The 24,686-nt window shown below is 71.1% G+C and carries 13 protein-coding genes; 5 read left to right on the top strand and 8 right to left on the bottom strand.

Going from position 1 to position 24,686, the window contains the following annotated elements:
- Nucleotides 1-6 precede the first annotated feature (6 nt).
- The 3 genes from SPR02S_RS43265 to SPR02S_RS43255 form a co-directional block, all read right to left on the bottom strand.
- Entirely contained in the window at nt 7-381 is a 375-nt protein-coding gene (locus SPR02S_RS43265) for a hypothetical protein (RefSeq protein WP_019063287.1), read from the bottom strand.
- A 67-nt stretch (nt 382-448) separates the two neighbouring features.
- A complete protein-coding gene (locus SPR02S_RS43260; protein ID WP_026151401.1) occupies nt 449-3,721 on the bottom strand; it encodes a GH92 family glycosyl hydrolase in 3,273 nt (1,090 codons plus the stop codon).
- Nucleotides 3,722-4,045: 324 nt separating this feature from the next.
- Nucleotides 4,046-5,134, bottom strand: a complete 1,089-nt coding sequence (locus SPR02S_RS43255; protein ID WP_052347140.1) for a lytic polysaccharide monooxygenase auxiliary activity family 9 protein — start codon at nt 5,132-5,134, stop codon at nt 4,046-4,048.
- Between the two features lie 237 nt (nt 5,135-5,371).
- Here SPR02S_RS43255 and SPR02S_RS43250 point away from each other — a divergent pair, with 237 nt between their 5' ends.
- Together SPR02S_RS43250 and SPR02S_RS43245 are read left to right on the top strand one after the other, a co-directional pair.
- Nucleotides 5,372-5,938: a hypothetical protein gene (locus SPR02S_RS43250; RefSeq protein ID WP_019063283.1), complete on the top strand. Its 567-nt coding sequence runs from the start codon at nt 5,372-5,374 to the stop codon at nt 5,936-5,938.
- A 197-nt stretch (nt 5,939-6,135) separates the two neighbouring features.
- Complete coding sequence (locus tag SPR02S_RS43245) at nt 6,136-8,403, top strand: glycoside hydrolase family 27 protein (RefSeq protein ID WP_245607717.1); 2,268 nt, start codon at nt 6,136-6,138, stop codon at nt 8,401-8,403.
- Nucleotides 8,404-8,453: 50 nt separating this feature from the next.
- On the opposite strand, the gene SPR02S_RS43240 is transcribed toward SPR02S_RS43245, so the two are convergent.
- The 3 genes from SPR02S_RS43240 to acnA form a co-directional block, all read right to left on the bottom strand.
- A complete protein-coding gene (locus SPR02S_RS43240) occupies nt 8,454-10,016 on the bottom strand; it encodes a sensor histidine kinase (RefSeq protein ID WP_019063281.1) in 1,563 nt (520 codons plus the stop codon).
- A complete protein-coding gene (locus SPR02S_RS43235; protein WP_026151399.1) occupies nt 10,013-10,738 on the bottom strand; it encodes a response regulator transcription factor in 726 nt (241 codons plus the stop codon). The genes SPR02S_RS43240 and SPR02S_RS43235 overlap by 4 nt, the downstream gene beginning before the upstream one ends.
- A 145-nt stretch (nt 10,739-10,883) precedes the next feature.
- Nucleotides 10,884-13,598, bottom strand: a complete 2,715-nt coding sequence (acnA, locus tag SPR02S_RS43230; RefSeq protein WP_019063279.1) for an aconitate hydratase AcnA — start codon at nt 13,596-13,598, stop codon at nt 10,884-10,886.
- Nucleotides 13,599-13,860: 262 nt separating this feature from the next.
- On the opposite strand from acnA, the gene SPR02S_RS43225 reads away from it, so the two are divergent.
- The 3 genes from SPR02S_RS43225 (at nt 13,861) to SPR02S_RS43215 (ending at nt 16,034) form a co-directional block, all read left to right on the top strand.
- On the top strand, nt 13,861-14,166 hold the full coding sequence (locus tag SPR02S_RS43225) for a hypothetical protein (RefSeq protein ID WP_019063278.1): 306 nt from the start codon (nt 13,861-13,863) through the stop codon (nt 14,164-14,166).
- A gap of 53 nt (nt 14,167-14,219) precedes the next feature.
- Nucleotides 14,220-14,417, top strand: a complete 198-nt coding sequence (locus tag SPR02S_RS43220) for a DUF4236 domain-containing protein (protein ID WP_019063277.1) — start codon at nt 14,220-14,222, stop codon at nt 14,415-14,417.
- A gap of 87 nt (nt 14,418-14,504) precedes the next feature.
- Nucleotides 14,505-16,034 carry a helix-turn-helix domain-containing protein gene (locus SPR02S_RS43215; protein WP_019063276.1) on the top strand — a complete coding sequence of 510 codons (1,530 nt, stop codon included), beginning with the start codon at nt 14,505-14,507 and terminating at the stop codon, nt 16,032-16,034.
- Nucleotides 16,035-16,103: 69 nt separating this feature from the next.
- Here SPR02S_RS43215 and SPR02S_RS43210 read toward each other — a convergent pair whose 3' ends face one another.
- Nucleotides 16,104-17,321 (bottom strand): ricin-type beta-trefoil lectin domain protein, encoded by a 1,218-nt coding sequence (locus SPR02S_RS43210; protein WP_019063275.1) that lies wholly within the window; start codon nt 17,319-17,321, stop codon nt 16,104-16,106.
- Nucleotides 17,322-17,358: 37 nt separating this feature from the next.
- The gene (locus SPR02S_RS43205; RefSeq protein WP_245607721.1) at nt 17,359-24,585 is read right to left on the bottom strand and encodes a hypothetical protein; all 7,227 of its coding nucleotides are present in this window, start codon (nt 24,583-24,585) and stop codon (nt 17,359-17,361) included.
- Nucleotides 24,586-24,686: the final 101 nt, after the last annotated feature.

Raw genomic sequence — 24,686 nt, 5'->3', positions numbered from 1 at the left:
CTCACCTCACGACACGGGGAGGCGGGGCAGCAGTTTCCGCAACGCCTCCGCGTGTTGGTGAACCCGTCTGAGCACGCCTCTCCTGGTCGACGCGAAGACGGGGACATCCTGGGCCGGACCGCACGCGGCGGCCGCGTACAGGTCGTCCAGCCACGCCCCGCTCCCCCTGGTGCCGTCCGGCGCCAGGGGGATCAGTCGTGTCAGAACCTCCGATTCGGCGCCGCCCAGGAACCAGACGCGCACCATCAGATCCCCGCGCAGATAGCGCAGGCCGCCGTCTATGTCCTCCGGCGGCGCGAAGCCCTCGTCCCCCACCAGGAACGCGAAGGCCGTACGGGCTTCGGCCCGGAACTCCTCGGGCAGCTGCGGCCGTTTCACCATCTGCGGATGCTCGCACGCGACGATGTGCCCCCGCCACCAGAACGGGCGAGGGCACACATTGTGGACGTCAGTTCACCGCAAGGGTGAACACATGGAGATCCGTGTCGTCCGGAAGTGTCACGCTCTTGATGGTCTTGCCCGTGGGTGCCGCGAACGGCTTGGTGGCGAACACATAGGTGACGACCGGATCCTTGTCCGCACCCGCTACATTGCGGTACGTGGTCCTGGCGACGACCTCGTTGCCGTACTGCACGGTGCCGCCACCCCCGCCGACCGTCCAGTCCGTGAAGGACAGGTCGATCGCGTCGGTGCTGCCGTCGGTGTAGGTGACGGTCGCCTTCGTCTGCTGGTTGCCGTTGACCGCGCTGCCGATGAACGACAAGTTGGCCGCGGGCTGCGGAAGTTGGACGGTCTGACCGGCCGCCGAGACATTGTCGGGGCGCCCGTTGGGCGAGCTGGGCCAGGTGAAGCCGAGCCCGTCCACCGTGCCCGCGCCGCCCGGGGTCAGCCCGGCCGCCGCGAGCGCCTGGAGGGAGTAGCTCCAGCCGCCTCCGTCGTAGTCCGCCTCGTCGTGCTCGCCGGTGTCGTCGGAGACGCCGGTGTTGTTGTAGGCGGCGAGGAGGGTGCCGGGCGCGGCCACGGTCAGGGACACCGGCTGCTCGTACGACGTGTCGCCCGAGGTGACGGTGACCTTCACGTCGTGGAAGCCCTGTGTGACGTCGTCGGCGGCGGTGAGAGTGATGTCCTGGGAGCCGTCGACGACCGTGCCCTGCGCGGGAGTTGCCGTGACTCCGGCGGGGGTCTCGACGCTGTAGCGGACCTCGGGGCCGGTGCCGCCGCTCAAGGACAGGGCCTTGATGTTGACCTTGGTGCTCTCGCCGGGGGCGAGGGTCGCGGCGGTCGGGCCGACGCCGATCTGGTACGGCTGTTCGCCGGTGCGGAAGGACGGCGGGGCGTCCGAAGGGGCGCTGCCCCAGGTGCGGTTCGGGGTGGTGGAGAGGGTGTAGTCGAGGGTGCCGCCGTTCTTGACGATCGAGGACGAGAGCCAAGGCTGTTGCGTGCTACGGCCGTTGACCTTCAGGGACTGGATGTACGGGGCGTCGGTCGCAGCGCCCTTCGCGCGGATGGAGATGTCGTTGCCCTGCGGGCGCTTGATCTCGATGCGCTCGAACAGCGGGGAGGCGAGGGTGAGTTCGGCGCGGGAGGGGACCTGGGGGTACATGCCGAGGGCGGAGAAGACGTACCAGGACGACATCTCGCCGAGGTCGTCGTTGCCGGGGATGCCGGCCGGGTCGGTCGACCAGAGCTGCTTCATGGCCGCCCTGACCGTCTCCTGGGTCTTGTAGGGCGCGCCCGCGTAGTCGTAGAGGTAGGGGACGTTGACGGACGGCTCGTTGTCCAGCTCGGACTTGTCGCCGCCGCTGCCCGTGAAGGCCCAACTGCCGTCCGCCTCATGGAAGAAGGAGTCGAGGCGGGCGAGGGCCTTGTCGGTGCCGCCCATCGCCGCGAAGAGGCCGGCCGGGTTGTGCTGGACCATCCAGGTGTACTGGGCGGCCGTGCCCTCCACGAAGCCGTTGCCGGTGCCGGGGGTGAAGCCGGTGACCCAACTGCCGTCCGCCTTGCGGTTGGCGATGTAGCCGCCGGTGGGGTCGGCGGCGATGTTGAAGTTGTTCTGCCACCACTGGGCGCGCTTGGCGAAGTCGGATGCCGTACTCTTCTTCCCTGCCGCCGTGGCGAGTTGGGAGAGCGCGAAGTCCGCCGTGGACATCTCCAGGGTTTCGGCGGCGCCGCCCCAGGCGTTGGAGACGGACGGCATGTAGTGCAGGTTCAAGTACTTGTCCAGGGACGGGCGTTGGCCCACCGAGAGCACCGGCTTGCCCGAGGAGGACAGGTCCTGTGCGGTGGGTACGGTGGCCGCCTGGACGAGGGAGGCGAGGGCTCCCTTGAGGTCGAAGTCGGTGCCGCCGAAGGCGCGGATGCCGGCCAGGGCGGTGGGTGAGGGGTCGCCGTTCATGACGTGGGTGCCGCTCGCGCCGTGCAGCCAGCGGTCCCAGACTCCCCCGTTCTGCTGGGCGAGTTCGTAGAGGGACTGGGCGATGTCCGAGCCCGTGCGGGGGCTGAGGAGGGTGAGCAGTTGGACCTGCGACCGGTAGATGTCCCAGCCGGAGAAGGTGCCGTACTGCGCTTGATGCCCCCGGCCGACCTTGTGCACCTTGCCGTCGCTGCCCGTGTATCTGCGGTCGGCGTCGCTGATGACGTTCGGGTGCAGGAGCGAGTGGTAGAGCGCGGTGTAGAAGGTGGTGCGCTCGGGGTCGGTGCCGCCGCCCACCTTGATCGCGCCGAGCTGGTCGCGCCAGGCGCGGTGGGCCGCGTCCTCGACGCCGTCGAAGGACCGCTTCGGCGGGTTCTCCGCCGCGAGGTTGGCCTTGGCGCCGGCCTGACTGACGTACGAGATACCGACCTTGACGCCGACCGGGCCACTGCCGGGCTCGAACTCGACGTAGCCGCCCGCGCCCTTGCCCGCGACGGGACGGCCGCCGGTGGTGAAGCCGCCCGTGCCGCCGGTGGCGTTCGTCGAACCCGGGGTGAGCCTGTCGTCCTGCCAGGTGCCGGTGGTCTTGAAGGCGCGGTCGAAGGTGGCGGTGAAGTACAGGGTGTAGTAGGCGCGTTGACCCTCGGGGTCGAGGTAGCCGCAGAAGTTGCCGGAGGTGACCGAGCCGGAGACGGTGTTGGTCTTCGGGTCGATGGTGACCGCCGAATCGGCGGACCCCACCTCGGAGTTGGCGGTGCGGATCAGCAGCGAGGCCGGCTTGTCGGCGGGGTAGGTGAAGCGGCCGGAGCCGGTGCGGGCCGTCGCCGTGAGGTCGGCGGTGACGCCGGAGGCGAGGCCCACCTTGTAGTGGCCGGGCTCGGCGGTCTCGTCGGTGTGGCTGAAGTCGGAGGCGTAGACGGCGTCCTTGGTGTCGCTCGCCGGGGACGAGGTGACCTCACCGGCGTACGGGTAGAACGGGATGTCGCCGCTGCCGCCCGCGCAGCCCGTGCCGGACATGTGGGTGAGGCTGAAGCCGCGGATGCGGGTGGCGTCGTACTGGTAGCCGCCTGGTGCGGCCGTGCTCGTCGCGCTGCCTCTGGTGTTCTCCGGGCTCCAGGAGAGCATGCCGAAGGGCACGACGGCGCCCGGGAAGACATTGCCGCCGTTCTTGGTGCCGATCAGCGGATCGACATAGGCGCTGGGGTCCTTGACGAGTTGCGGTGGGGCGGTGGTGGCCGCCAGGGCGGGGGTGGCGCCGCCGAGCGCGAGCGCGGCGGCGAGCATCAGGGACATGGGACGGAAACGCATGACGCGGCCCCTCCTCCTTCGGACGGGTCGCGCACCACAGGTCGCACAAGCCGCAGGGACAGTAACGTGCGCCACCCGTACCACGGAAGAGCGCGTGGGCCGGCGAGGGCACGCAAGGCATCCACTCGGACGGCGCCCGCAGGCCAACTGGCTTGACATCGTTGTCCGTTGGGGCGGTAGAGTCATATGCAGACCATTCGACAACGTTGTCGCACCGCAGTGTCGCCCCAAGCCACGCACCACCCGGACAGGTTCAACCCCCATTGCCTGTCCGGCTCGCGGACCCGGTGGCCCCCGACCACCGGGTCCGCCCCGAGCTCAGACTCAACCCACCTGGCAGGGCAGGGTAGTTGCCGTGTCCCCGCCGTCGCCGTTCACGACGTATCCGAAGGTGGCGCTCTGCCCCGGACTCAGTGAGCCGTTCCAGTCGGCGTTGTGGACCATCACGTCCTGGCCGCTGTAGGTCGCGTTGCCGTTCCAGAGACTGGCGACCGACTGGCCTGCGGGGAGTGCCCAGTTGACCATCCAGCCGAGCATCGGGACGTCGCCGGAGTTGGTGACGGTCACCTCGGACTGGTAGCCGCCGGGCCAGGTTCCGGTCGTGTGCCGGGTGGCCGAACAGACGCCGGGTACCGGGTCGGTGGGGTTGCCCGGGTCGTGAATGCCCGTCACTTCGCCGTTGCCGCCGTCGAAGTCGACGTCCGAGCAGGAGTAGAAGGTCTCCGCGCTGTCCGAGCGCTGCCACACCATGTAGACGATGTTCCGCCCCGACTTGTTCGCCGGAAGTTGCCCGGTCCAGGAGTAGTTGGCCTCGACCGTACCCGGGGTGCCGTTCAGCGGCGGGTGGTCGACCGTGAGGAACGGGGCGTCCTCCATGTCGTCCCAGGTGAGCGTCTTGGTCGGGTCGAAGCCGTCCTTGGTGATGTAGACGTAGAACCAACCCGGGTGCGCCGCCCAGGCGTTGTACGAGAAGTCGACCGTCGCGCCGGAGGTCAGATGCATCAACGGCCAGTCGTCGCGCGGGAGATCGAAGCCCGTGAAGTTCGGGTTGCCGCCGCTGCACAGCGAACCGTCCGGCACGAAGCCCCGGGTGCGGCCGGCGCCGTCGGAGCGCAGGACGGAGAACCAGTTGTAGAACGGCGTTGTGCCGCTGACTTGTTGGGCCGCCTTGCACGCCGGGTTGATCGGTTTGATCTCACCGGTGTCGGTGAGCGCGTCCTGCCAGCAGAGGAAGGTGCGGCTGCCGGGTTTCATGGGGGTGCCGTGGGCCTCCGCCCGGCCACCCGTGGCGAGGATCAGGGCCAGGGCGGGGACGGTGGTGAGGAGCGCGAGGAGGACGAGGAAGAGGGCTCGGTGGGGGGTGGGGCGCCGTAATCGCGGTACCGCGCGGGGAGTTGGGGTTGGGGTTGTCATAGGCATGACAGTTTTACGTCCCTTCGGTCGGCGAGTGCGAGGAACGTGCGGAGATGGATGCGTGGGGTGGGGCGACCCGGCCACCCGGCGGGTTCCGGACCGTCGGGCGGGTGGGAGCGCTCCCACCCCACTTGTCCGTGAAGTTAGCGCGGACTGGGGTGGCTGTAAACGGCTGGCGGCGCGTGAAGTGGCGCTCGGGGCGGGCTTGTTCGGAGCCGGGTCTCATACGATCCCGGCATGATCGCAGTCGTCGTCACGGTCGCACTGGCCTTCGCCGGGTATGCCGCCACATACCTCAACGGCCTCCGGTTGACCCAGCGACAGGAGCGGCTCGCCCGGGTCAATCGTCAACTCGGCGACCTCTACGGACCGTTGCTCGCGCTGACGGAGGCCAACGCCCGCACCTTCGCCGCGTTCGTGGAGCGACACGCCCGGCCCGGAGGCATCTCGCCCTTCAGCGGCGGAACTCCGCCGACCGACGAGGAACTCGCCGAGTGGCGGCTGTGGGTGGCGACCGTTTTCCTGCCGACCCTGCGGGAGATGCGCGAACTCGTCGTCGGACGGGCGGATCTGCTGCGCGAGCCGGAGATGCCGCCGCTGCTGCTGGAGTTGTGCGCGCACGCGGCCGGATACGAGATCACCACGGCGCGCTGGGCGCGGGGCGACTTCGCGGAGCACCTGTCGCTGGTCGCGTTCCCGAGCGCGGAGCTGGCCGCGTACGCACGGCGGGGATTCGGCGAACTGAAGCTGGAACAGGCGCGGTTGCTGGGCGGGCGTACGGGCGGCGGCAGATGGCCGCGATGACCGAACGAGCCGATGTGCGGGGTGGGACAGACAGGACTTCCTCCGGCCGGCGCCACAGTGGCCCCACAGACTTGACCCAGTTTTGGCCAAGCGCGCCATGTGGTGACTGGCGTTCGGTCCTGTTCACTTGTCGCGTCCACGGGGTTGGTTCTTGACGTTTTCTGAGTCGAGTGGGCGTTGCGATGGAGGAACAGCTCATGAGAAGACAGATCCGCGGTGCACTGGCCGCGTTCACCGGAGCGCTGCTGCTCACCATGGGAGTCACCGCGACCGGCGGTCATTCCGCGCGGGCCGATGACAACGGTGTCGGGCTCAAACCCGTGCTGGGGTGGAGCAGTTGGAGCTTTGTGCGGCGCAATCCGACCGCGCAGACCATCGAGGCGCAGGCGAAGGCGCTCAAGACCAGTGGCCTGGCGAAAAACGGCTTCGTCTACGCCAACGTCGACGACTTCTGGTACCAGTGCCCGGGCAGCCAGGGACCGGACGTCGACCAGTACGGCCGCTGGGTCACCGACCCCGTCAAGTTCCCGCCGCGCGGCGGTGAGAACGGCGTCCAGGTCGTCGCCGACTATGTGCACTCCCTGGGGCTGAGGTTCGGCCTGTATGTCACGCCCGGCATCTCCCAGCAGGCGGTCGCCAAGAACACCGAGATCAAGGGGACCAGTTACCACGCGCGGGACATCGCCACCACGGCGACGGAGAGCAACTACAACTGCGGTGGCATGGTGGGCATCGACTACACCAAGCCCGGCGCGCAGACCTTCATCGACTCGTGGGCCGGGCAGTTCGCCGGGTGGGGCATCGACTATCTGAAGATCGACGGTGTCGGCACGTCCGACCAACAGGACGTCCAGGCCTGGTCGGACGCCCTGCATCACACCGGGCGGCCCATCCATCTGGAGCTGTCCAACAACCTCGACATCAACAACGCGGCCACCTGGAAGAAGCTCTCCAACGGCTGGCGCACCGGCGGCGACATCGAGTGCTACTGCGGTCCGGACGACAGCAGTTACCCCCTGACCACCTGGGCCTCCATCGCCTCCCGCTTCGACCAGGTCGCGGCCTGGGCGCCGTACGGCGGGCCCGGCGGTTACAACGACTACGACTCCCTCGAAATCGGGAACGGCGCGAACAACGGCCTCACCCCCGACGAGCGCAGGACGCAGATGAGTCTGTGGTCGCTGGCCGCCTCGCCGCTCATCCTCGGCACCGACCTGACCCATCTCGACCCGGCCGACCTCGCGTTGCTGAAGAACACCGACGTCCTCGCGGTCGACCAGGACGGTATCGACGCCAAGCGGATCTCCTCGGACGCCAATTCGCAGGTGTTCGCCAAGACCGAGGCCGACGGGGATGCCGTGGTCGGTCTGTTCAACACCGGGTCGGCTCCCCGCGAAGTCGCCACTACCGCTTCCGCGTTGGGGCTGCCCGCGGCGCGTGACTACGCCCTGCGGGATCTGTGGAGCCAGCGGCTGACCGAGTCCGCGGGACGGATCGCCGCCAATGTGCCCGCGCACGGTGTGGTCCTGTACCGGGTTCACGCCACCCACCGCACGGTGACCGGTGCGGCTCCGGACGTGTCGTTCGGGCTCAACTGGGCGCCCGCGTCCAGCGACAGCACCACCCGCACGGTGACGGCGGTCCTGTCCGACAGCGGGTCTCGGTCCGTCACCGATGCCGACCTGACCCTCACCGGGCCGGCCGGCACGAAGATCACCACGCGTGACGTGACACGGGCCCGGACGATCCGGGGCAGTCACGCGCTGAAGGTCACGTACTCCGTGTCCATCCCGCCCTCGACCAAGCTCTTCGCCTCCAACGACTTCCAGGGGACGGCGAGTTACCGCTTCCGGTCGGGCGGGAAGACCCGGCTCGGCGCCGGTGACACGATCACCGTCAACCATCAAGTGACCGCCCCTTACCGGACGTTCGCCTCCACCACGGCGAGCTTCAGCGAGTCCGGTACCCAACTCGGTATCCGGGCGCAGGGTGCGGATCTGTACAACGGCACCAATGAGTACGGCTCGATCTATCTGCCGGGTGCGGAGCACGACGGTTCGGTGACGACCGTGAAGCTCAACTCGCAGTCGGACACCGATGTTTGGGCGAAGGCCGGGATCATGGTCCGCAACGACATCACCCAGTCGAACACGTCCCCCGGGTATGTGGCGCTCGTCGCGACCCCGGGCAACGGCTATCTCCTCGACTGGGACAGCGACGGTGACGGAAAGCTCGACTCGCAGGACTCCGCCGGTACCGCCGCCTACCCCTCGTGGCTGAAGCTCGTCCGCAACGGCACCTCGTACAGCGGCTATTACTCGACCGACAACGCCACCTGGAACCTGGTCGGCACCATCGACGTCCCGACCGCCGCGGCCACCCAGGACGTCGGCCTCACCCAGACCTCGCATGCCTCGGGCACGACTGGCGAGGCCGACTTCGACGGGTTCACGACCACTCCCTAGGCCTACGAGGACAGCCACGGTGATGCGCGTCCGCCGGCGCCCGGTGCTCTCTAGACCGGCGCCGTGCGGGCGCGCATCGCCGGTTCGACGGGCGGGAGTTGGGCCGCGGGGAGTTCGATGGTGAACTCCGTGCGGCCCGGGACGCTGGTGACGTCGATGCGGCCGCCGTGGGCTCCGGTGATCGCCGTCGCGATGGCCAGGCCGAGGCCGGAGCCGCCCTCCTTGCCGCCGGCCCTGGCGCGGGAGGCGTCGGCGCGGGTGAAGCGTTCGAAGACGGTGGGGAGGAGGGCCGGGGGGATGCCGGGGCCGTCGTCGCGGACCCGGATGACGACGGTGTGGGCGGCGGTGGCCTGGACGCTCGCCGTGACCGTCGTGCCAGCAGGCGTGTGCATACGCGCGTTGGCCAACAAGTTGGCCAACACCTGGTGCAGGCGGGCCTCGTCGCCGATGACCAGGGCCGGGGCGTCCAGGGACAGTTGGAGCTGCCACTCGTGGCCGGTGCCGGCCGCGCGGGCGTCCCACACCGCCTCGGCGAGCACCGCCGCGAGGTCCACCTCGGCGGACTGCAACGGCCTGCCCTCGTCGAGCCGGGCGAGCAGCAGGAGGTCCTCCACCAGGCCCGTCATGCGCGCCGACTCGGCGGTGACCCGGCGCCAGGCGAGCCCCGGCTCGATGCGGTCGGTGCCACGGTTCATCAGCTCGGCGTAGCCCGCGATGGAGGCCAGCGGGGTGCGGAGTTCGTGGCTGGCGTCGGCGAGGAAGCGGCGCATGCGTTCCTCGCTGCGGCGCATCTGCTCCTCGCTGCGCTGGCGTTCGGCGAGCGAGGACTCGACGTGGTCGATCATCCGGTTGAGCGCGGCGCCGACCTGGCCGGCCTCGCTGCCGGGGTCGGTGTCGCGCTCGGGCACCCGGGTGAGCGCGGTGACCTCGCCGTGCCCGAGCTGCGAGCGGGAGACCTCGACCGCGGTGGCGGCGACCCGGCCCAGCGGCCGTAGCTGCCGCCGTATGACGACCGCGCACAGGCAGCCCGCGACGGTCAGGCCGGCGAGGGCGACGACGGCCTCGACCGCCACCAGGCCGCTGATCATGTCCTGTACGTCGTCCATCGGGAGGCCGGTGAGGACTCGGACGCCATCGGTGTTGAGGGCCGTGAGCCGGTAGGTGCCGAGGCCGGGGACGGTACGGGTGTGCATCGCGCTGTCGGCGGTGATGCCCGCGAGAGCGGCGCGCTGGGTGGCGGTGAGGTTCTGGGGCGGGGCGTCCTGTCTGACGACGGCGGCGGCGATGATCGAGCCCTTGGCGTCGAACCGCGCGGCGAGCGTCCCGACGGCGTGACCGTTCTCCATGAGGAACCCGAGGTCCCCGGCCGTGTCCGGGTGATGCTGGGCCCCGCCCAGACTGCGCTCGGCGGCGTTGCCGACCCGGTCGTCCAAGTCGCCCAGCAGAGAGGCGCGTTGGACGAACACGGTGGTGAGGGCCATCGCGGCGCACACGACTACGAGGGTCGCGCTGATGAAGAGGAGGAGGCGGGTGCGCAGTGAACGGCCGTGCAGGCGGCCTCGGTTGCGGATACGGAGCTTGCGGGTACGGAGGTTGCGGATACGGAGGTTCATCTGGCGTCCTCCACGGGCCGTAGGGCGTATCCCATCCCGCGCACGGTGTGGATCATCGGAGCGCGGCCCCGGTCTATCTTCCGGCGGAGGCTGGAGATGTAGACCTCGACGAGGTTGCCGCCGCCGTCGAAGCAGCTGCTCCACACCTGGTCGAGGATCTGCGCCTTGCTCAGCACCTGGCGGGGATGGTCGAGGAACAGGGTGAGCAGGTCGAACTCCTTGGCGGTGAGCTGGACCGGCTCACCGGCGCGCCGCACCTCGCGGGTCTCGCCGGTCAGGACCAGATCGCCGAGTACCCGTACGGAGTCGTCGGTCGGGGTCTGTTCGCTGCCCGCCCGGCGCAGCAGTCCGCGCAGCCGCAGCACGACCTCCTCCAGGGAGAAGGGCTTGGTGACGTAGTCGTCGGCGCCCGCTTCGAGGCCGTCGAGGCGGTGCTCGATCGCGTCGCGGGCGGTGAGCATGAGGACGGGCAGCCGGGGGTTCTCGTAGCGGAGTCGGCGCAGCACCTGGATGCCGTCGAGGTCGGGCAGCATGCCGTCGAGGACGACGGCGTGCGGGGCGCAGCCGCGGGCGATGCGCAGCGCGCTGTGTCCGTCCGGCGCGGGGTAGGGCCGCCAGCCGGCCTCGGTGACCGCGACAGAGAGCAGCTCGGTGAGCGCGGGCTCGTCGTCGACGATGAGCACGCGCACTCGGCTGCCGCGGGACCCCGATGTGCCAGTCATGTCCCGATTCTGTCCCGGCCTGCTGGGGGAACCCTGTGTTCCACCTGAGCGCTGGCGATGACCTGCGCGGACGGGCGGTGGACAGACGCGGAGAGCCGCACCCCCGTCGCCGGGGATGCGGCCCTCAACTGCCTTGCCGTAGCCGCTAGTTGCGGATCAGGTTGCGCAGCACGTACTGGAGGATGCCGCCGTTGCGGTAGTAGTCGGCCTCGCCGGGGGTGTCGATGCGGACGACCGCGTCGAACTCCACGCCGGTGTCGGTGGTGACCTTGACCGTGCTCGGGGTGGTGCCGTCGTTCAGCTCGGTGATGCCCGCGACGGAGAAGGACTCCTCGCCGGTCAGACCGAGGGACTCGGCGGTCTGACCCGCCGGGTACTGGAGCGGGACGACGCCCATGCCGATGAGGTTCGAGCGGTGGATGCGCTCGTAGGACTCGGCGATGACGGCCTTGACGCCGAGGAGCGCGGTGCCCTTGGCGGCCCAGTCGCGGGACGAGCCGGAGCCGTACTCCTTGCCGGCCAGGATGACCAGCGGGATGCCCTGCTCGATGTAGTTGCGCGAGGCGTCGTAGATGAAGGAGACGGGGGCGTCCGCCTGCGTGAAGTCGCGGGTGAAGCCGCCCTCGGTGCCGGGCGCGACCTGGTTGCGCAGGCGGATGTTGGCGAAGGTGCCGCGGATCATGACCTCGTGGTTGCCTCGGCGGGAGCCGTAGGAGTTGAAGTCACGCCGCTCGATGCCGTGCTCGGTGAGGTACTTGCCGGCCGGGGTGTCGGCCTTGATGGCACCGGCGGGCGAGATGTGGTCCGTCGTCACCGAGTCGCCGAGCTTGGCCAGCACGCGGGCACCGGCGATGTCCGAGACCGGGGTGGTCTCCATCGTCATGCCCTCGAAGTACGGGGGCTTACGGACGTAGGTCGACTGGGCGTCCCACTCGAAGGTGTTGCCCTCCGGGATGGGCAGCGCCTGCCACTGGGCGTCGCCCGCGAAGACGTCGGCGTAGGACTTGTTGAACATGTCCTCGCCGATGGAGTTCGCGACGACGTCGTTGACCTCGGCCTCGGTCGGCCAGATGTCTTCGAGGTAGACCGGCTTGCCGTCCTGGTCGACGCCGAGCGCGTCCTTGGTGATGTCGACCTTCATGGAGCCGGCGAGGGCGTACGCGACGACCAGCGGCGGGGACGCCAGGTAGTTCATCTTGACGTCCGGGTTGATCCGGCCCTCGAAGTTGCGGTTGCCGGAGAGCACCGAAGTCACGGCCAGGTCATGGTCGTTGACGGCCTTGGAGACCTCTTCCGGCAGCGGGCCGGAGTTGCCGATGCAGGTGGTGCAGCCGTAGCCGACGAGGTTGAAGCCGACCTTGTCGAGGTAGGGGGTGAGCCCCGCCTTGTCGAAGTAGTCGGTGACGACCTTGGAGCCGGGCGCGAGGGTGGTCTTGACCCAGGGCTTCCGCGTCAGACCCTTCTCCACGGCCTTCTTCGCGACGAGCGCGGCGGCGACCATGACGTACGGGTTCGAGGTGTTGGTGCAGGAGGTGATGGCCGCGACGGTGACCGCGCCGTGGTCGAGCTCGTACGTCGAGCCGTCCGGGGCGGTGACGGTGACCGGGTTGCTCGGTACACCGTTGCTGGCGGCCGGGGAGTCGGAGGCCGGGAAGGACTCCTTGCCCGCCTCGTCGTCGTCGGCGACGTAGTTGCGCACGTCGCTCTTGAACTGCTCGGAGGCGTTCGCGAGGACGATGCGGTCCTGCGGGCGCTTCGGTCCTGCGATCGAGGGGACGACCGTCGAGAGGTCCAGCTCCAGCTTCTCGGAGAAGTCGGGCTCGGCGGCCGGGTCCAGCCAGAGGCCCTGCTCCTTGGCGTACGACTCGACGAGCGCGACCTGCTGCTCGTCGCGGCCGGTCAGGCGCAGGTACTTCAGGGTCTCGTCGTCGATCGGGAAGATCGCGGCGGTGGAACCGAACTCCGGCGACATGTTGCCGATGGTGGCGCGGTTCGCGAGGGAGGTGGCGGCGACGCCCTCGCCGTAGAACTCGACGAACTTGCCGACGACGCCGTGCTTGCGGAGCATCTCGGTGATGGTCAGCACGAGGTCCGTGGCGGTGGTGCCCGGGGTCAGCTCGCCCGTGAGCTTGAAGCCGACGACGCGCGGGATGAGCATCGAGACCGGCTGGCCGAGCATCGCGGCCTCGGCCTCGATGCCGCCGACGCCCCAGCCCAGCACACCGAGGCCGTTGACCATCGTGGTGTGCGAGTCGGTGCCGACCAGGGTGTCGGGGTACGCCTGGCCGCCTCGGACCATGACGGTCCGGGCCAGGTGCTCGATGTTGACCTGGTGGACGATGCCGGTGCCCGGCGGGACGACCTTGAACTCGTCGAACGCGGTCTGGCCCCAGCGCAGGAACTGGTAGCGCTCGCGGTTGCGGCCGTACTCCAGCTCGACGTTCTGCGCGAACGCCTCGTGGGTGCCGAACTTGTCCGCGATGACGGAGTGGTCGATGACCAGCTCGGCCGGCGCCAGGGGGTTGATCTTCGCCGGGTCGCCGCCCAGCTCCTTCACGGCCTCACGCATGGTCGCGAGGTCCACCACGCAGGGCACGCCGGTGAAGTCCTGCATGATCACACGGGCCGGCGTGAACTGGATCTCCTGCGACGGCTGGGCCTGCGAGTCCCAGGTGCCGAGGGCGCGGATGTGGTCGGCGGTGATGTTCGCGCCGTCCTCGGTGCGGAGCAGATTCTCCAGCAGGACCTTAAGGCTGTAGGGGAGCCGGGCCGAGCCCTCCACCTTGTCCAGGCGGAAGATCTCGTACGACTCGTCGCCCACCTGCAACGTGCTGCGGGCGTCGAAGCTGTTCGCCGACACGACAGTCTCCTTCATTGATGTGCGCGTTCCCACCGCATCCTGCCGCTACGACGTCTTGGCCGATCCGCTAAGGTAAGGCTAAGTTAGGCAAGCCTTACTACTGGATCGGCGGAGTGTGCGGCTGCGGTGCACCTCGGCATATATCTCGATGTCGAGATAACTCTAGTACACGGGGGCGGATTGGTCATGCCCGGCCGCCCTCCACTCCCGCACAACCGGACGATCCCTGCTCGAATACTCCGGAACGACCGCCGTCGGCGCGATGGTCGGCGGCGCGGCGGCGGCACGGCCGGCCCAGGCCGCGGTGGCCACCACGGACACCATCGACACTGCGGACACCACGTCGGTCGACTTCCCCGCGGGAACGCTCTTCGCGGGGGCGAGTTCCCTGGGCTCCGAGCGTCCGCGGCTCACGATCAAGTTCAGCGTCGCCGCGAGCGAGGCGCCCGAGGCGGCCAACGCCGTCTCCCCCACGGACCTCGCCGACGCGCTCAACGACTTCATCGCCTCGCGGGGCCGGCCGTCGATCACCTTCTACGGCACCCCGGCGCCCGCTCCGCTGAACTGACGCCATATTCCCGGGACTTCGGGGTACCCGGTGCGGGACGAAAGGGGGCGGGTATGCCGCTCACGTTCCGCAAGAGCTTCCGGATCCTTCCTTGGCTTCGGCTGAACATCAACAAGGGGTCCATGTCGTTCACGACAGGTGGCAAGAGTGGCCCGCGGTACACGCGCAGCACCTCGGGGCGCCGTACGACATCGATGAACCTGCCCGGGCCGTTCGGGTGGCGCAAGACGCGCACCGAGAAGGACGACTGACGGCAGCCGGCAGGATTGCTGACCGGCCGTCACCCGAACGGCCCCCCTCAAGAGGCGCCATCTCATATCTGAGATAACCTCGGCCTCATGGCAGACGACTACCTCGTACGTATCGGCAAGCTCATCCGTGACGCCAGGCAACATAGGGGCTGGACACAGACGCAGCTTGCCGAGGCGCTCGGCACCAGTCAGAGCGCCGTCAATCGCATCGAGCGCGGCAACCAAAACATCAGCCTTGAGATGATCGCTCGAATCGGTGAAGCCCTGGACAGCGAGATCGTCTCTCTGGGCTACGCCGGTCCGATGCATCTGCGGGTGGTCGGCGGTCGCCGGCTGTCCGGCGCGATCGATGTGAAGACCAGCAAGAACGCGTGCGTGGCACTGCTGTGCGCCTCGCTCCTCAACAAGGGGCGCACAGTGCTGCGCCGGGTCGCGCGGATCGAGGAGGTGTACCGCCTTCTGGAGGTACTCGGCTCGATCGGCGTCCGCACCCGCTGGATCAATGACGGCGTCGACCTGGAGATCGTGCCGCCGGCCGAGCTGGAGATGGAGTCGATCGACGCGGAGGCGGCCCGCCGCACGCGCTCGATCATCATGTTCCTCGGCCCGCTGCTGCACCGCATGGACAGCTTCAAGCTGCCGTACGCGGGCGGCTGCGACCTCGGGACGCGCACGATCGAGCCGCATATGATCGCGCTGCGCCGGTTCGGGCTCGACATCGCCGCGACCGAGGGGCTCTACCACGCGCAGGTCGACCGGTCCGTCTCCCCCGGTCGGCCGATCGTGCTGACCGAGCGCGGCGACACCGTCACCGAGAACGCGCTGCTGGCCGCCGCCCGCCACGAGAGCGTCACGGTCATCCGCAACGCGTCCTCCAACTACATGGTCCAGGACCTGTGCTTCTTCCTGGAGGCGCTGGGTGTCAAGGTCGAGGGCATCGGCACCACCACCCTCACCGTGCACGGCGTGCCGACCATCGACGTCGACGTGGACTACTCCCCCTCCGAGGACCCGGTCGAGGCGATGAGCCTGCTGGCCGCCGCCGTCGTCACCGAGTCGGAGCTGACGGTCCGCCGGGTGCCCATCGAGTTCCTGGAGATCGAGCTCGCGGTCCTGGAGGAGATGGGCCTCGACCACGACCGCACCCCCGAGTACGTCGCCGACAACGGCCGTACCCGGCTGGTGGACCTCACGGTCCGGCCCTCCAAGCTGGAGGCGCCGATCGACAAGATCCACCCGATGCCGTTCCCCGGCCTGAACATCGACAACGTGCCGTTCTTCGCGGCGATCGCGGCGGTCGCACAGGGCCAGACCCTCATCCACGACTGGGTCTACGACAACCGCGCGATCTACCTCACCGACCTCAACCGCCTCGGCGGACGCCTCCAACTCCTCGACCCGCACCGGGTGTTGGTCGAGGGCCCGACCCGCTGGCGGGCCGCCGAGATGATGTGCCCGCCGGCGCTGCGGCCCGCGGTGGTCGTGCTGCTCGCGATGATGGCGGCGGAGGGCACGTCCGTGCTGCGGAACGTGTATGTCATCAACCGCGGTTACGAGGATCTGGCGGAGCGGCTCAACTCCGTCGGGGCGCAGATCGAGATCTTCCGGGACATCTAGCACCGGGCTTGAGCGTCTGGGTGTCCATGGTGCCGCCGTGCCTCTACGGGTGCGGCGGCACCGCCGTGTTCAGCGGGTGCTCCATTTCTGGTTGTCCTGGCCGTTGCAGTCCCAGAGTTGGAGCCGGGTGCCGGCCGCGGTCTTCTGGTCCTTGACGTCCACGCACTTGTTGGCCTGCGGATTGACCAGGTCGTTGCTGGAGTTGAGGCGGAACTGCTGGGCCGGGTTGCCGCTGCACACCGCGAGCTGGATCACCGCGCCGTTCGCCGACGAGCCCCAGGCGACGTCCATGCACAGGCCCATCGAGCGGATCGTGCCGTCCGAACGGAAGTCCCACTTCTGCCAGTTCTTGCCGGTGCAGCTGTTGATCTGCAGCGGCGAACCGTCGGTTCCCTTGTGACTCACCATCTCGATGCACTTGTTGGAGGCGTGGCCGTAGATGGTGGTGCCGGGCGCGGTGGTCACCGTCTTGGTCTTGGTGGCCGTGGCCTTGGTCGTGGTGGACTTCTTCTTCGAACTCCCGCCGGAGGAAGCCTTCTTGGGGGCCTCGGCGGAACTGCCCACGACCACTCCGGCACCGGCACCGCCGGCCACCGCGGCGCCCGCGCCGTTCTTCACCGTGTTCTTCTTGCCGCCGCCCGTCGTGAGCGAGGGGTTCGGCTTCGTCGTCGGGTCCGGACTGGCCGAACCGTAGGCGCCGGCGCCGATGTCCGGCGACGCGCCGTTCAACACCGTGCCGGCGTCGGCCACTTGGTCCGACGGCTTCGAGTCCGAACCCGACTTGCCGAGCATGCCGGACACCAGGAACGGCACGCCGATCAGCAGCGCGCCGGCGATCGCGGCTCCGGCGAGGATGCCTCGGGAGGGGCGGCCGAAGGCGGGGGCGGCTGCTGCTGCGTCTTCGCCGGGCTCGGATCCGGATCCGGATCCGGCCGCCGTCGCGGCCAGGGCGTCGGCGCCCGGGTCGGGGGCGGTATCGGGGTCGGCGTGGGTGCCGGTTGCCGCTTCCGGGGTCGCGGTCTCGTCGGTACCGGCAGCGGCTGTCGCGGCAACTCCCGTGCCGGCGGCCGGGAGTTGGGCCGGTGTCGTAAGTGCCGCTTCCGCCTCCGCCTCCGTCTTCGCCGCCGTCTCCGGGGCGCCGGTGCGGGCGGCCGTCGTCTCGCCGCTGGTCGGCGGAAGTGCCGCCGCTTCGGTCTCGGGGGCGCCGCCCGCGGTGGTGTCCGGGGCCGGGGCGGGCTCCGTCCCGCCCGTCGCTGCCTGGTGCTGCGGGCTGTTCTTGCCGGACATGCTGTTCCTTCCAGAAAAGTGATCGGGTGACGACCGGTCAGTCGTCCTCCGGGGCGGGCGGGTCGACCGAGAACCGGTTGCCGTCGAAGTACAGGGTGAGCGGGGTGCCGTCGGCCGGGCCGAACCGGTGGGTGAGGTCGTCGGGGCCGAGCACCTGGACCGGCCGCCCGGTGTCGCGTGCGACCAGCGCGGCCAGGGTGGACACGTAGGCGGGGGTGTCGGGGCGGGCCAGCACCAGGGCGAGGCGCGCGACGTCGTCCAGTCCGGCCTCCGCGACGGTCACCGTGCCGTTCTGGAGGATCGACTGGGCACGCAACTCCTCGGTGAGAGCGCCGATTTCGGCCAGCGCGTCGGTCCGCACCGAGGCGCCGGGCGCCGGGAGCACCGCGTCGTCGGGGGCGCCGTGAGCCGCCACGTCGACCTGGGCCCAGGTGAGGAGGGCGGCGTGGGGGTCGCGGGTACCGGTCCAGGTGGGGGCGGGGGTGGCATGAGCGGAGGTGCCGGGGGCGGCGAGGAGCCGCGCCAGTGAACGGACGAACGTCGCTGGGCGCTCCGCCCGCGATACGGCGAGGCGGTATCGGGCACCGCCGGAGCCTTCACCGCGCTGCCCGTTCGCGCCGCCGTCCTCGTCGCCGCCGTCGCCATCGTCTTCACCGTCGCTCTCCTCGTCGCCGTCCTCGTCCTCGTCGCCCTCGGACTCCTCGCCCTCGGACTCCTCGCCTTCGGGTTCCCCGCCGGTCACGCCCGCGGCTCCGCCCGGCCGGAACTCCCGTTCCTGGGGCTCCACTTCGGGCTCGTCCTCAGGGTCTTCCTGCGGGTCCTCCGTCTGTTCGGGCGCCGGGCCCGGGCCGATGCGGGCCGGTGTCGGGCGGGGGGTGCGGCGGGGCCAGGTGGCCGGGGTGGCGGCGAGGGAGCCGGTCGGGAGGGGGGCCGTGCCGTCGCCGGTCGCCGCTCGCTGTGTCTCCAGGAGGGTGACGACGTCGGCCAGATCCTGTTGCGCGTTGCGCTGCCGGGCCGCCTGCCCGGCCTGTTCCGCCAGCGCCTCGGCGATGTCGCGGCCGAGCGCGTCCAACGCCCCCCGGGCCTCGTCCCGCGCGGCGGCCAGCTGGTCGCGGTGTGCGGTGGCTTCGGCGAGTTCCGCCTGGGCCGTGCGGTCCGTCGCGGTCGCCGTCACGGCGATGGTCCGGGCCCGGGTCAGGTCCTCGGCGGCGGTGCGGGCCGCGTCCCGGGCCAGACCGAGCCGGCGTGTGGTGTCGTCGGCGGCGTGCCGGGCGGTCTCGACGGCGCGGTCGGCCGCCGAGGCCGCGATCCGGGCCTGGTGCAGTGCGCGTTCCGCCCGGTTCCGGCGCGACGCACGCCGGGCGGGTGAATCGGGGCCACCCGCGGCGGAGTTGCCCTCGGCGCGCTGCGAACTCCCGCCCGGTGTCGCCGAGTCGGCAGGTTGCCGTACGGCCCGTTCCGCCGCCGCCAGTTCCTGCTCCGCCGTCCGGACCGCGTCGTGGTACTCCCCGGCCGCCCGGGTCGTGTCCGCCACCCGCTCGGTCTGGTCGTCGAGATCCGCGGTCAACTCCGTGACACGGGCGCCCCGTTCCTGATCGGCGCGGGCGGCGGCCACGACGGTCCGCTCGGCGGCGACGCGTTCGGCGGTCGTGGTGTCCGCGGCGGTACGGGCGTCGTCCAGGACCTGTTCCGCCTGTGCCAGCGGCGGCAGAGCTTCCGCCAGCGCGTGTTCGGCGTCCGGCACCTCCGCCTGGAGCTGGGCCTCCTGCGCCCGCGCGGCGTCCTCCGCGCGCCCGGCCACCTCCAGCACACCTATCTGATCGCGTACGGCCGCCCAGTAGGCGTCGTCAGCAGGGGCGCCCCGGCCGTCCCGCCGCGCTCCGTCCCGACCCGCGTTGCTCGGACCCGCACCGCCCTGACCCGAGCCGCTCGGGCCCGCGCCGTACCCCTCCTCCTCGTCCCGCTCGTCCGACCCCGGCGTCACGTCGGGATTCCCGGCGGCGTCGAACCGCCGGAACCGCACGCCCTCGCCGTCCCGCAGCGCGAGTTCGACGGGCCGCCGTAGCAGCGTGGCCGTGCCCGAAGCGGCGTACAGGGCGCGGGCCGTCTGCTCGGGGCTGCCGTTCGTGGCCAGCCACAGCTGGAGCGTGTCGTCGGGGCCGGGTGCTTCGGGGTCCGCCTGGACGCCTTGGGACAGCAGGGTCGGGAGGTCGCGGAGCGGGACCGTGCGCCAGTCGCGCAGCACCTCGTCCGCGCGGTCGCCCGGTGCCTGCGCGTCGGCGGCCTCGCGGGTCAGGGAGGCGCCGTCGTACACGCCCGGGTCGGTGCGGGAGGTGGTGACGCCGTGGCCGAGGAGGTCGCGCTCCAGGGGGCGCAGCCGGACCGTGCCGGAGACGTACCGGGTGCCGTTCGGGCCCTGCACGGTGAGCAGGGCGTCGGCGAGGATCTCGTGGCTGCGGGTGCCGCGCGAGCCCGCCGGGGTGGTGGTGTTGCCGTGCTTGAGCCACTCGCGGCGGGTGCCGCCGACGGCCGCGCCGGTGCCGGGGTCCTGGGGCTGGCGGGCCAGTACCGGCACGGTGAAGCCGAGGAGTTGGCGGTTGGAGTCGTCGGCGCTGAAGCCGCCCTGCGCCGCGAGGCTGCCGGTGATGCCCGCGTGCGAGGCGGAGCCCGCGCTGACCGTGCTGAGCCGGACCCGGTCGATCGTCACGTCCCCGGTGTCGGTCACCGGGCGCGGCCGGTACAGCTCCAGGGTGAGCCGGGGCGGGGTGCCGGGAGCGCTCTGGAACGGGTAGGCGCCCGGCACCGTGGTGGTGAGGCCGGCGGAGCCGCGCGGGTGGTCCAGGGAGATCGTGCCCGCCTGGAGGAGTTCGCCGATCCGTACGGCGGTGGCGTCCGCGGAGTCGGAGGCGGCGAGCGCGCGCCAGGAACGGGTCAGGGCCGGGGCCACCTCGCCGAGCGCGGTGGCGAGTTCGGTGCCCGCGTCGAAGGCGAAGACCGGTGCGGGGCCGCCCGGTGTGAAGCGGCGTCCGGTCGGCGTCGGTCGTCGTACCGAGTGGCCCGCCGTCAACTGCGCCTCGGGCGGGGCGGGTTCGGCGGTCTCGCTGCCGGTGAAGCGCAGTGCGGCGGCGGTGTGCACCGTGACGCTCCGCGCCGGGCGGCCGAGGAAGAGGTGGGCGATGCGGTTGGCCAGCGGGACGTCGGCGTCGGTGAGGCTGAGCACGCCGTGCTGGAGGACGCTGCCCGGCAGGTCCACCAGCCAGTCGGCGGTCGGCGTGGACCGTACGGTGGCGACGATCCGGTACGGGACGCCGTCGAAGTCGGCGACGTTGTCGGTGCGCAGCCAGTGCCGGTCCTCGGCTGCCCGGGTGACCCGGGCGGAGTTGCCGCGCACCGTGTCGGCGCCGAGCAGCGCGCCCGCGCGGTCGGTGCGGGGGCCGCCGGTGGGCCTCGGGAGCCGGGTCTGGAGCTGGACGAACCCGGAGTGCCGGGTGCTGTCGGCGGTCCGGTCGGTCACCGAGGCCGGGGTGTGGCCGTGGTACTGCTCGATGCCGGAGCCCGCTGCCGCGGGGTGGCCGCGCAGCAGTCGCAGCGCGTGGTCGTCGGCGTCCGGCTGGGCGGCGAGGGTGACCTCGACGAGGCGGGCGCCGCCGTAGCCGACATGGCGGAAGCGGAAGCGCTGGACGTGGCCGGGGCCGCGGCCTGCCAGGGTGCGCAGGCCCGCCGTGGAGGTGAGGTCGGCGATGCGGGTGGCGACGCCGGAGAGGTACGACGCGTGGCCCGGGCGGGTGGTGCCGGGGGCCTCGTCCTCGACGAGGGTGAGGAGTTGGCGGCGCAGCAGGTCGGGGCGTTGCACCGTGCGGGTGGCGTCGGTGTACTCGTCCATCGCCTGGACGCTGCCGAGGCCCACCTCGCGGGAGGCGACGAAGCGGCGCGGCAGCTGCACGGAGCCCGGTACCGGAGCGGGCAGGGTGAGCCCGGGCACGGTCGTGAACCAGGCGGCGTGCCGCCGGATCTGTGCCGGGGTGGCCAGGAACCGTACGGCGTCCGGGAGTTCGACCGCCACCGTCACGGCGCGGCCCTCGCCCTGCCCGAGCGCGTTGCCCACGGCGTTGCGGGTGCCGCGTCGGAAGGTGACCAGCAGGAGCGCGTCGGCGGTGATGCGGTGCTGGGCGCCGCTCTCGGTGGCCGTGCGGTTCACGACCGTCGAGGAGGCGAGCCCCCGTGCCTTGTCGCGGCGGGTGGTGCGGGTGTAGCGGCCCGAGGGGTTGAGGGTCGTTCTGCGGGGCGCGGCGGTGGTCGTGGCGGCGCCCTCCTGCTGCTCCGGGTCGTCGGCGCGGCGCAGCAGCGTGGCACCGTCGTCGAGGCCGCCGACGTCGCCGTCGTTGCCGGCGGCCTGGTCGGAGCCCGGGGTCTGTACCGAGGAGCTGTTGCGGACCGCGGTGAGGCCGCCCGCCCACTGCGCGGCACTGGACACCCCGCGCTGCTGTCCGGCGCCGTCGGCGGCGCCGAGCCCGGTCTCGAAGTACTGGGTGATCTCGTCCGAGGCCCGCGGCGCGCGCAGGGCGCCGCGGATCTCCACCGACAGCACCTCGTCGGCGGCGAGCCCGGGCAGGGTGAGCCCCTCGATCACGTAGGCGCCCTTGAACACCTGGTGGCCGCGGGCCAGCAGGGCGGCGGGGCTGCGGGCGGCGGTCAGCATCTCGGCCGTGACCGTGGTCGGGTCGGTGGCCGCGGCGCCGGCCAGCGACTCGCCGACGGCGCGTCCGACACGGGCCACCGGAGCGGGAGTTCGCTCCGCGACCGCGTCCCGCATCCCGTCCAGCAGGCCGCGTGCCGGATGCCCCGTGTAGGTGTTGCCGAGCACTGCGCGGAACGCCTCGTCCAGCGCGGCCGAGGCCTGGAACACCTCCACCATCGCGTCGTCCGGCAGCGGTACCGAGTCGGGCAGCGGGGCGCCCGCCGCGTCGGTCAGATCGAGCAGCGTGCGGTCGGCGTCGGTGGCGGCCCGCACGGTGTGCGCGCCGGGCGCCACCGGGACGGGCTCGTCGGCGGGCAGCGTACGGTGCGTCGGCACCGACAGCCGCAACGCACCCGGTACCCGGTCCGGCGGCGGAGGCGGGGCCGGGTCGTTCGGGCCGGGCTGCTGGGTACCGTGCGGGACGTACGGCTGCTGGACCGTCTCGTGCGCGAACCGCAGCAGGGGCTCCTCCCCCGGTCCCTCGTACAGGTCGAGCGCCAGGTCGGCCGGCACCTCGAACACCTCGCTGCGCTGGCCCGCCCCGCTGCCGATGAACTGTTGGTCGTGCCCGAGGGACAGCTGCGCGCTGTTGTCGTGCTGCACCTGGTGGGAGCGCACATGGTCGCCGGTGCCGCCGACGGTCCAGGCACCGTCGCGCACCGGCAGTCCGAACGAACCGCCGCCGCCGTACGACGCCCCGTACTGCGAGCCGTTCTGGTCGGTGGCCACCGTCGACAGCGAGGACAGGCCGATGCCCTGCACATCGGGCAGCACCGTGGTGTGTGTGCTCTCGCCCGCGCCGCGCACCGCGCTGAGCACCAGCCGCACCCGGCGGGTGCCACTCACGGTCGGGATCTCCAGGAAGAGCGAGTGGCCGCCGTCCACCATGGAGTCCGCCGCGGCCCGCTGCCCGACCTGCGAGCGGGTCTGCTCGAACCTGCGCAGATTGTTCAACTGGGCCTGCACCAGCGCCTCGTCGGGCAGCACGCGGTTGCGGGCGGTGGTGTCGCCGGGCAGGAATCCCTCCCTCCGCAGCCAGTTCTCGGCGTGCACGAAGAGGGGTTCGGTGCCCTGCACCTCCAGCGGTGTCGCCGTGGTGCCGATCGCCCGCAGATGCTCCAACTCCGCCGGGAGCAGCCGCAGTTCGTCCTCCGACGGCGCATGCCCCTGAGCGTCCTCTGCGGTCAGCACCCGCAGATGCATACCGCGCGGCCAGTCACCCGGCTCGAAGGTCCGCCGCCCGCCGCCCGGCAGATGCAGCACCAGGGTGTGGTGCACCTGGGCCGGGGCCAGCAGATGACTGCGGTTGGTGCGCACCGCGTGCATCAGTGCCGCACTGCCGCTCTGGGTCAGCGCGCCGTTCGTCGCCGCCTGGACCGAGACCCGCCCCAGCAGACCGCCGCCCGGACGCCGGGACGCGTCCGGGTGCCCCTCGGTGTGATCGCCGGTGAACGCCGGGCCGACACTCCCGGACAGGGACACACCGCTGCTGAACCTCGACTGGGCGTCGATCTTCACCACCTGCATCAGGTGGCTCTCCAGGTTGATCTTCCCGGGGACGCTCCGCCGCAGCGGCTCCCCCACCTCCACGTCGGTCAGCAACTGGAACATGCCGACCGCGCGCCCCGAGCCGTCGAGGAGCACCGGCGAGAAGACGCCCCGGTCCCGCTGCATCGGCAGGGTGCCCCGCAGCAACGGCTCCGACAGGAACGTCTCCAGCTCCGCCAGGGAGTCCCTGTCCAGCGTCCGCAGTTGGGCGTCGAAGTGCTGCAACGCCTCCGCGAGCAGCCGCCCCGGCTCCGCCACCGTGTCCACGCCCCACACCGGCAGAACGTCCAGACCCGCCGCCGCCGGCAACTCCCCCTCCTCGTCCCGCGCCAGATGCTGCGGGAACCAGAACGTCACCGGCCCGTGCGCCTGCGTCGCCCCCCAGGTGACGGGCGCGGCCAGCGCCGGAGTGTCCAGCCGTACGTCCCACAGGGCGGTGAAGTCGTAGGGCTCCGAGGGCTCGTTGCTGCGCTGTGCCGTCGTCGACTGCACCACGGTGGTCACCGACGCGGTCGACGAAAGCTGGTTCAACGTGAGTGCGAGGGTCAGCGCGACATCGACACCGCGCACCGGGATCGCCCGGCTCACCGGGAACAGCGCGGTCCAAGGCAGCATCAGCGTACGGATGTTGCCGGAGGCCTCCGACGACACCGACTCCTGGGAACCGATGCCACGCCGTTCCACCCGGACGTCCCGCTCGGCGCCCTCGGCCTGCCCGTACCGGGCCGCCGCCACCGGGTTCGCGAGCCGCATCCGCAGGTCCACGTCCCGGTCCCGGCCGTCCACGCGCAAGGTGATCCGGAAACCCAGACTCCCGCGCAAATAAGGCAGGTTGAGCACCAGCGCCTCGGCGCTCGCCACCGTCCGCAACTGCTCCCGCACCGGATGCGTGTCCGGCGCGGCCTGTAGCCCGAGCGCCGTCATCACCTGCTGGTGCAGCCCGTTCACCACGGCCGCCGACAGCGGTTCGAGGAACACCAGGCCTACGTTGCCGTCCAGTTGGGACCCGTAGGCGAGGACGTACGTCGAAGAGGGCGCGGCGACCGGGGCGTTGGAGGTGGGCCAGGTGGGTGCGGTGT

It is taken from the genome of Streptomyces prunicolor NBRC 13075, assembly GCF_000367365.1.
GTDB lineage: Bacteria > Actinomycetota > Actinomycetes > Streptomycetales > Streptomycetaceae > Streptomyces > Streptomyces prunicolor.
The sequence above is the reverse complement of the archived record's forward strand: the minus strand, read 5'-3'. Positions and strand labels throughout refer to the sequence as shown.

Coding starts and splice junctions, on each gene's coding strand:
- SPR02S_RS43265 (WP_019063287.1), bottom strand. CDS start 381: ATGGTGAAACGGCCGCAGCTGCCCGAGGAGTTCCGGGCCGAAGCCCGT.
- SPR02S_RS43260 (WP_026151401.1), bottom strand. CDS start 3,721: ATGCGTTTCCGTCCCATGTCCCTGATGCTCGCCGCCGCGCTCGCGCTC.
- SPR02S_RS43255 (WP_052347140.1), bottom strand. CDS start 5,134: ATGACAACCCCAACCCCAACTCCCCGCGCGGTACCGCGATTACGGCGC.
- SPR02S_RS43250 (WP_019063283.1), top strand. CDS start 5,372: ATGATCGCAGTCGTCGTCACGGTCGCACTGGCCTTCGCCGGGTATGCC.
- SPR02S_RS43245 (WP_245607717.1), top strand. CDS start 6,136: ATGAGAAGACAGATCCGCGGTGCACTGGCCGCGTTCACCGGAGCGCTG.
- SPR02S_RS43240 (WP_019063281.1), bottom strand. CDS start 10,016: ATGAACCTCCGTATCCGCAACCTCCGTACCCGCAAGCTCCGTATCCGC.
- SPR02S_RS43235 (WP_026151399.1), bottom strand. CDS start 10,738: ATGACTGGCACATCGGGGTCCCGCGGCAGCCGAGTGCGCGTGCTCATC.
- SPR02S_RS43225 (WP_019063278.1), top strand. CDS start 13,861: ATGGTCGGCGGCGCGGCGGCGGCACGGCCGGCCCAGGCCGCGGTGGCC.
- SPR02S_RS43220 (WP_019063277.1), top strand. CDS start 14,220: ATGCCGCTCACGTTCCGCAAGAGCTTCCGGATCCTTCCTTGGCTTCGG.
- SPR02S_RS43215 (WP_019063276.1), top strand. CDS start 14,505: ATGGCAGACGACTACCTCGTACGTATCGGCAAGCTCATCCGTGACGCC.
- SPR02S_RS43210 (WP_019063275.1), bottom strand. CDS start 17,321: ATGTCCGGCAAGAACAGCCCGCAGCACCAGGCAGCGACGGGCGGGACG.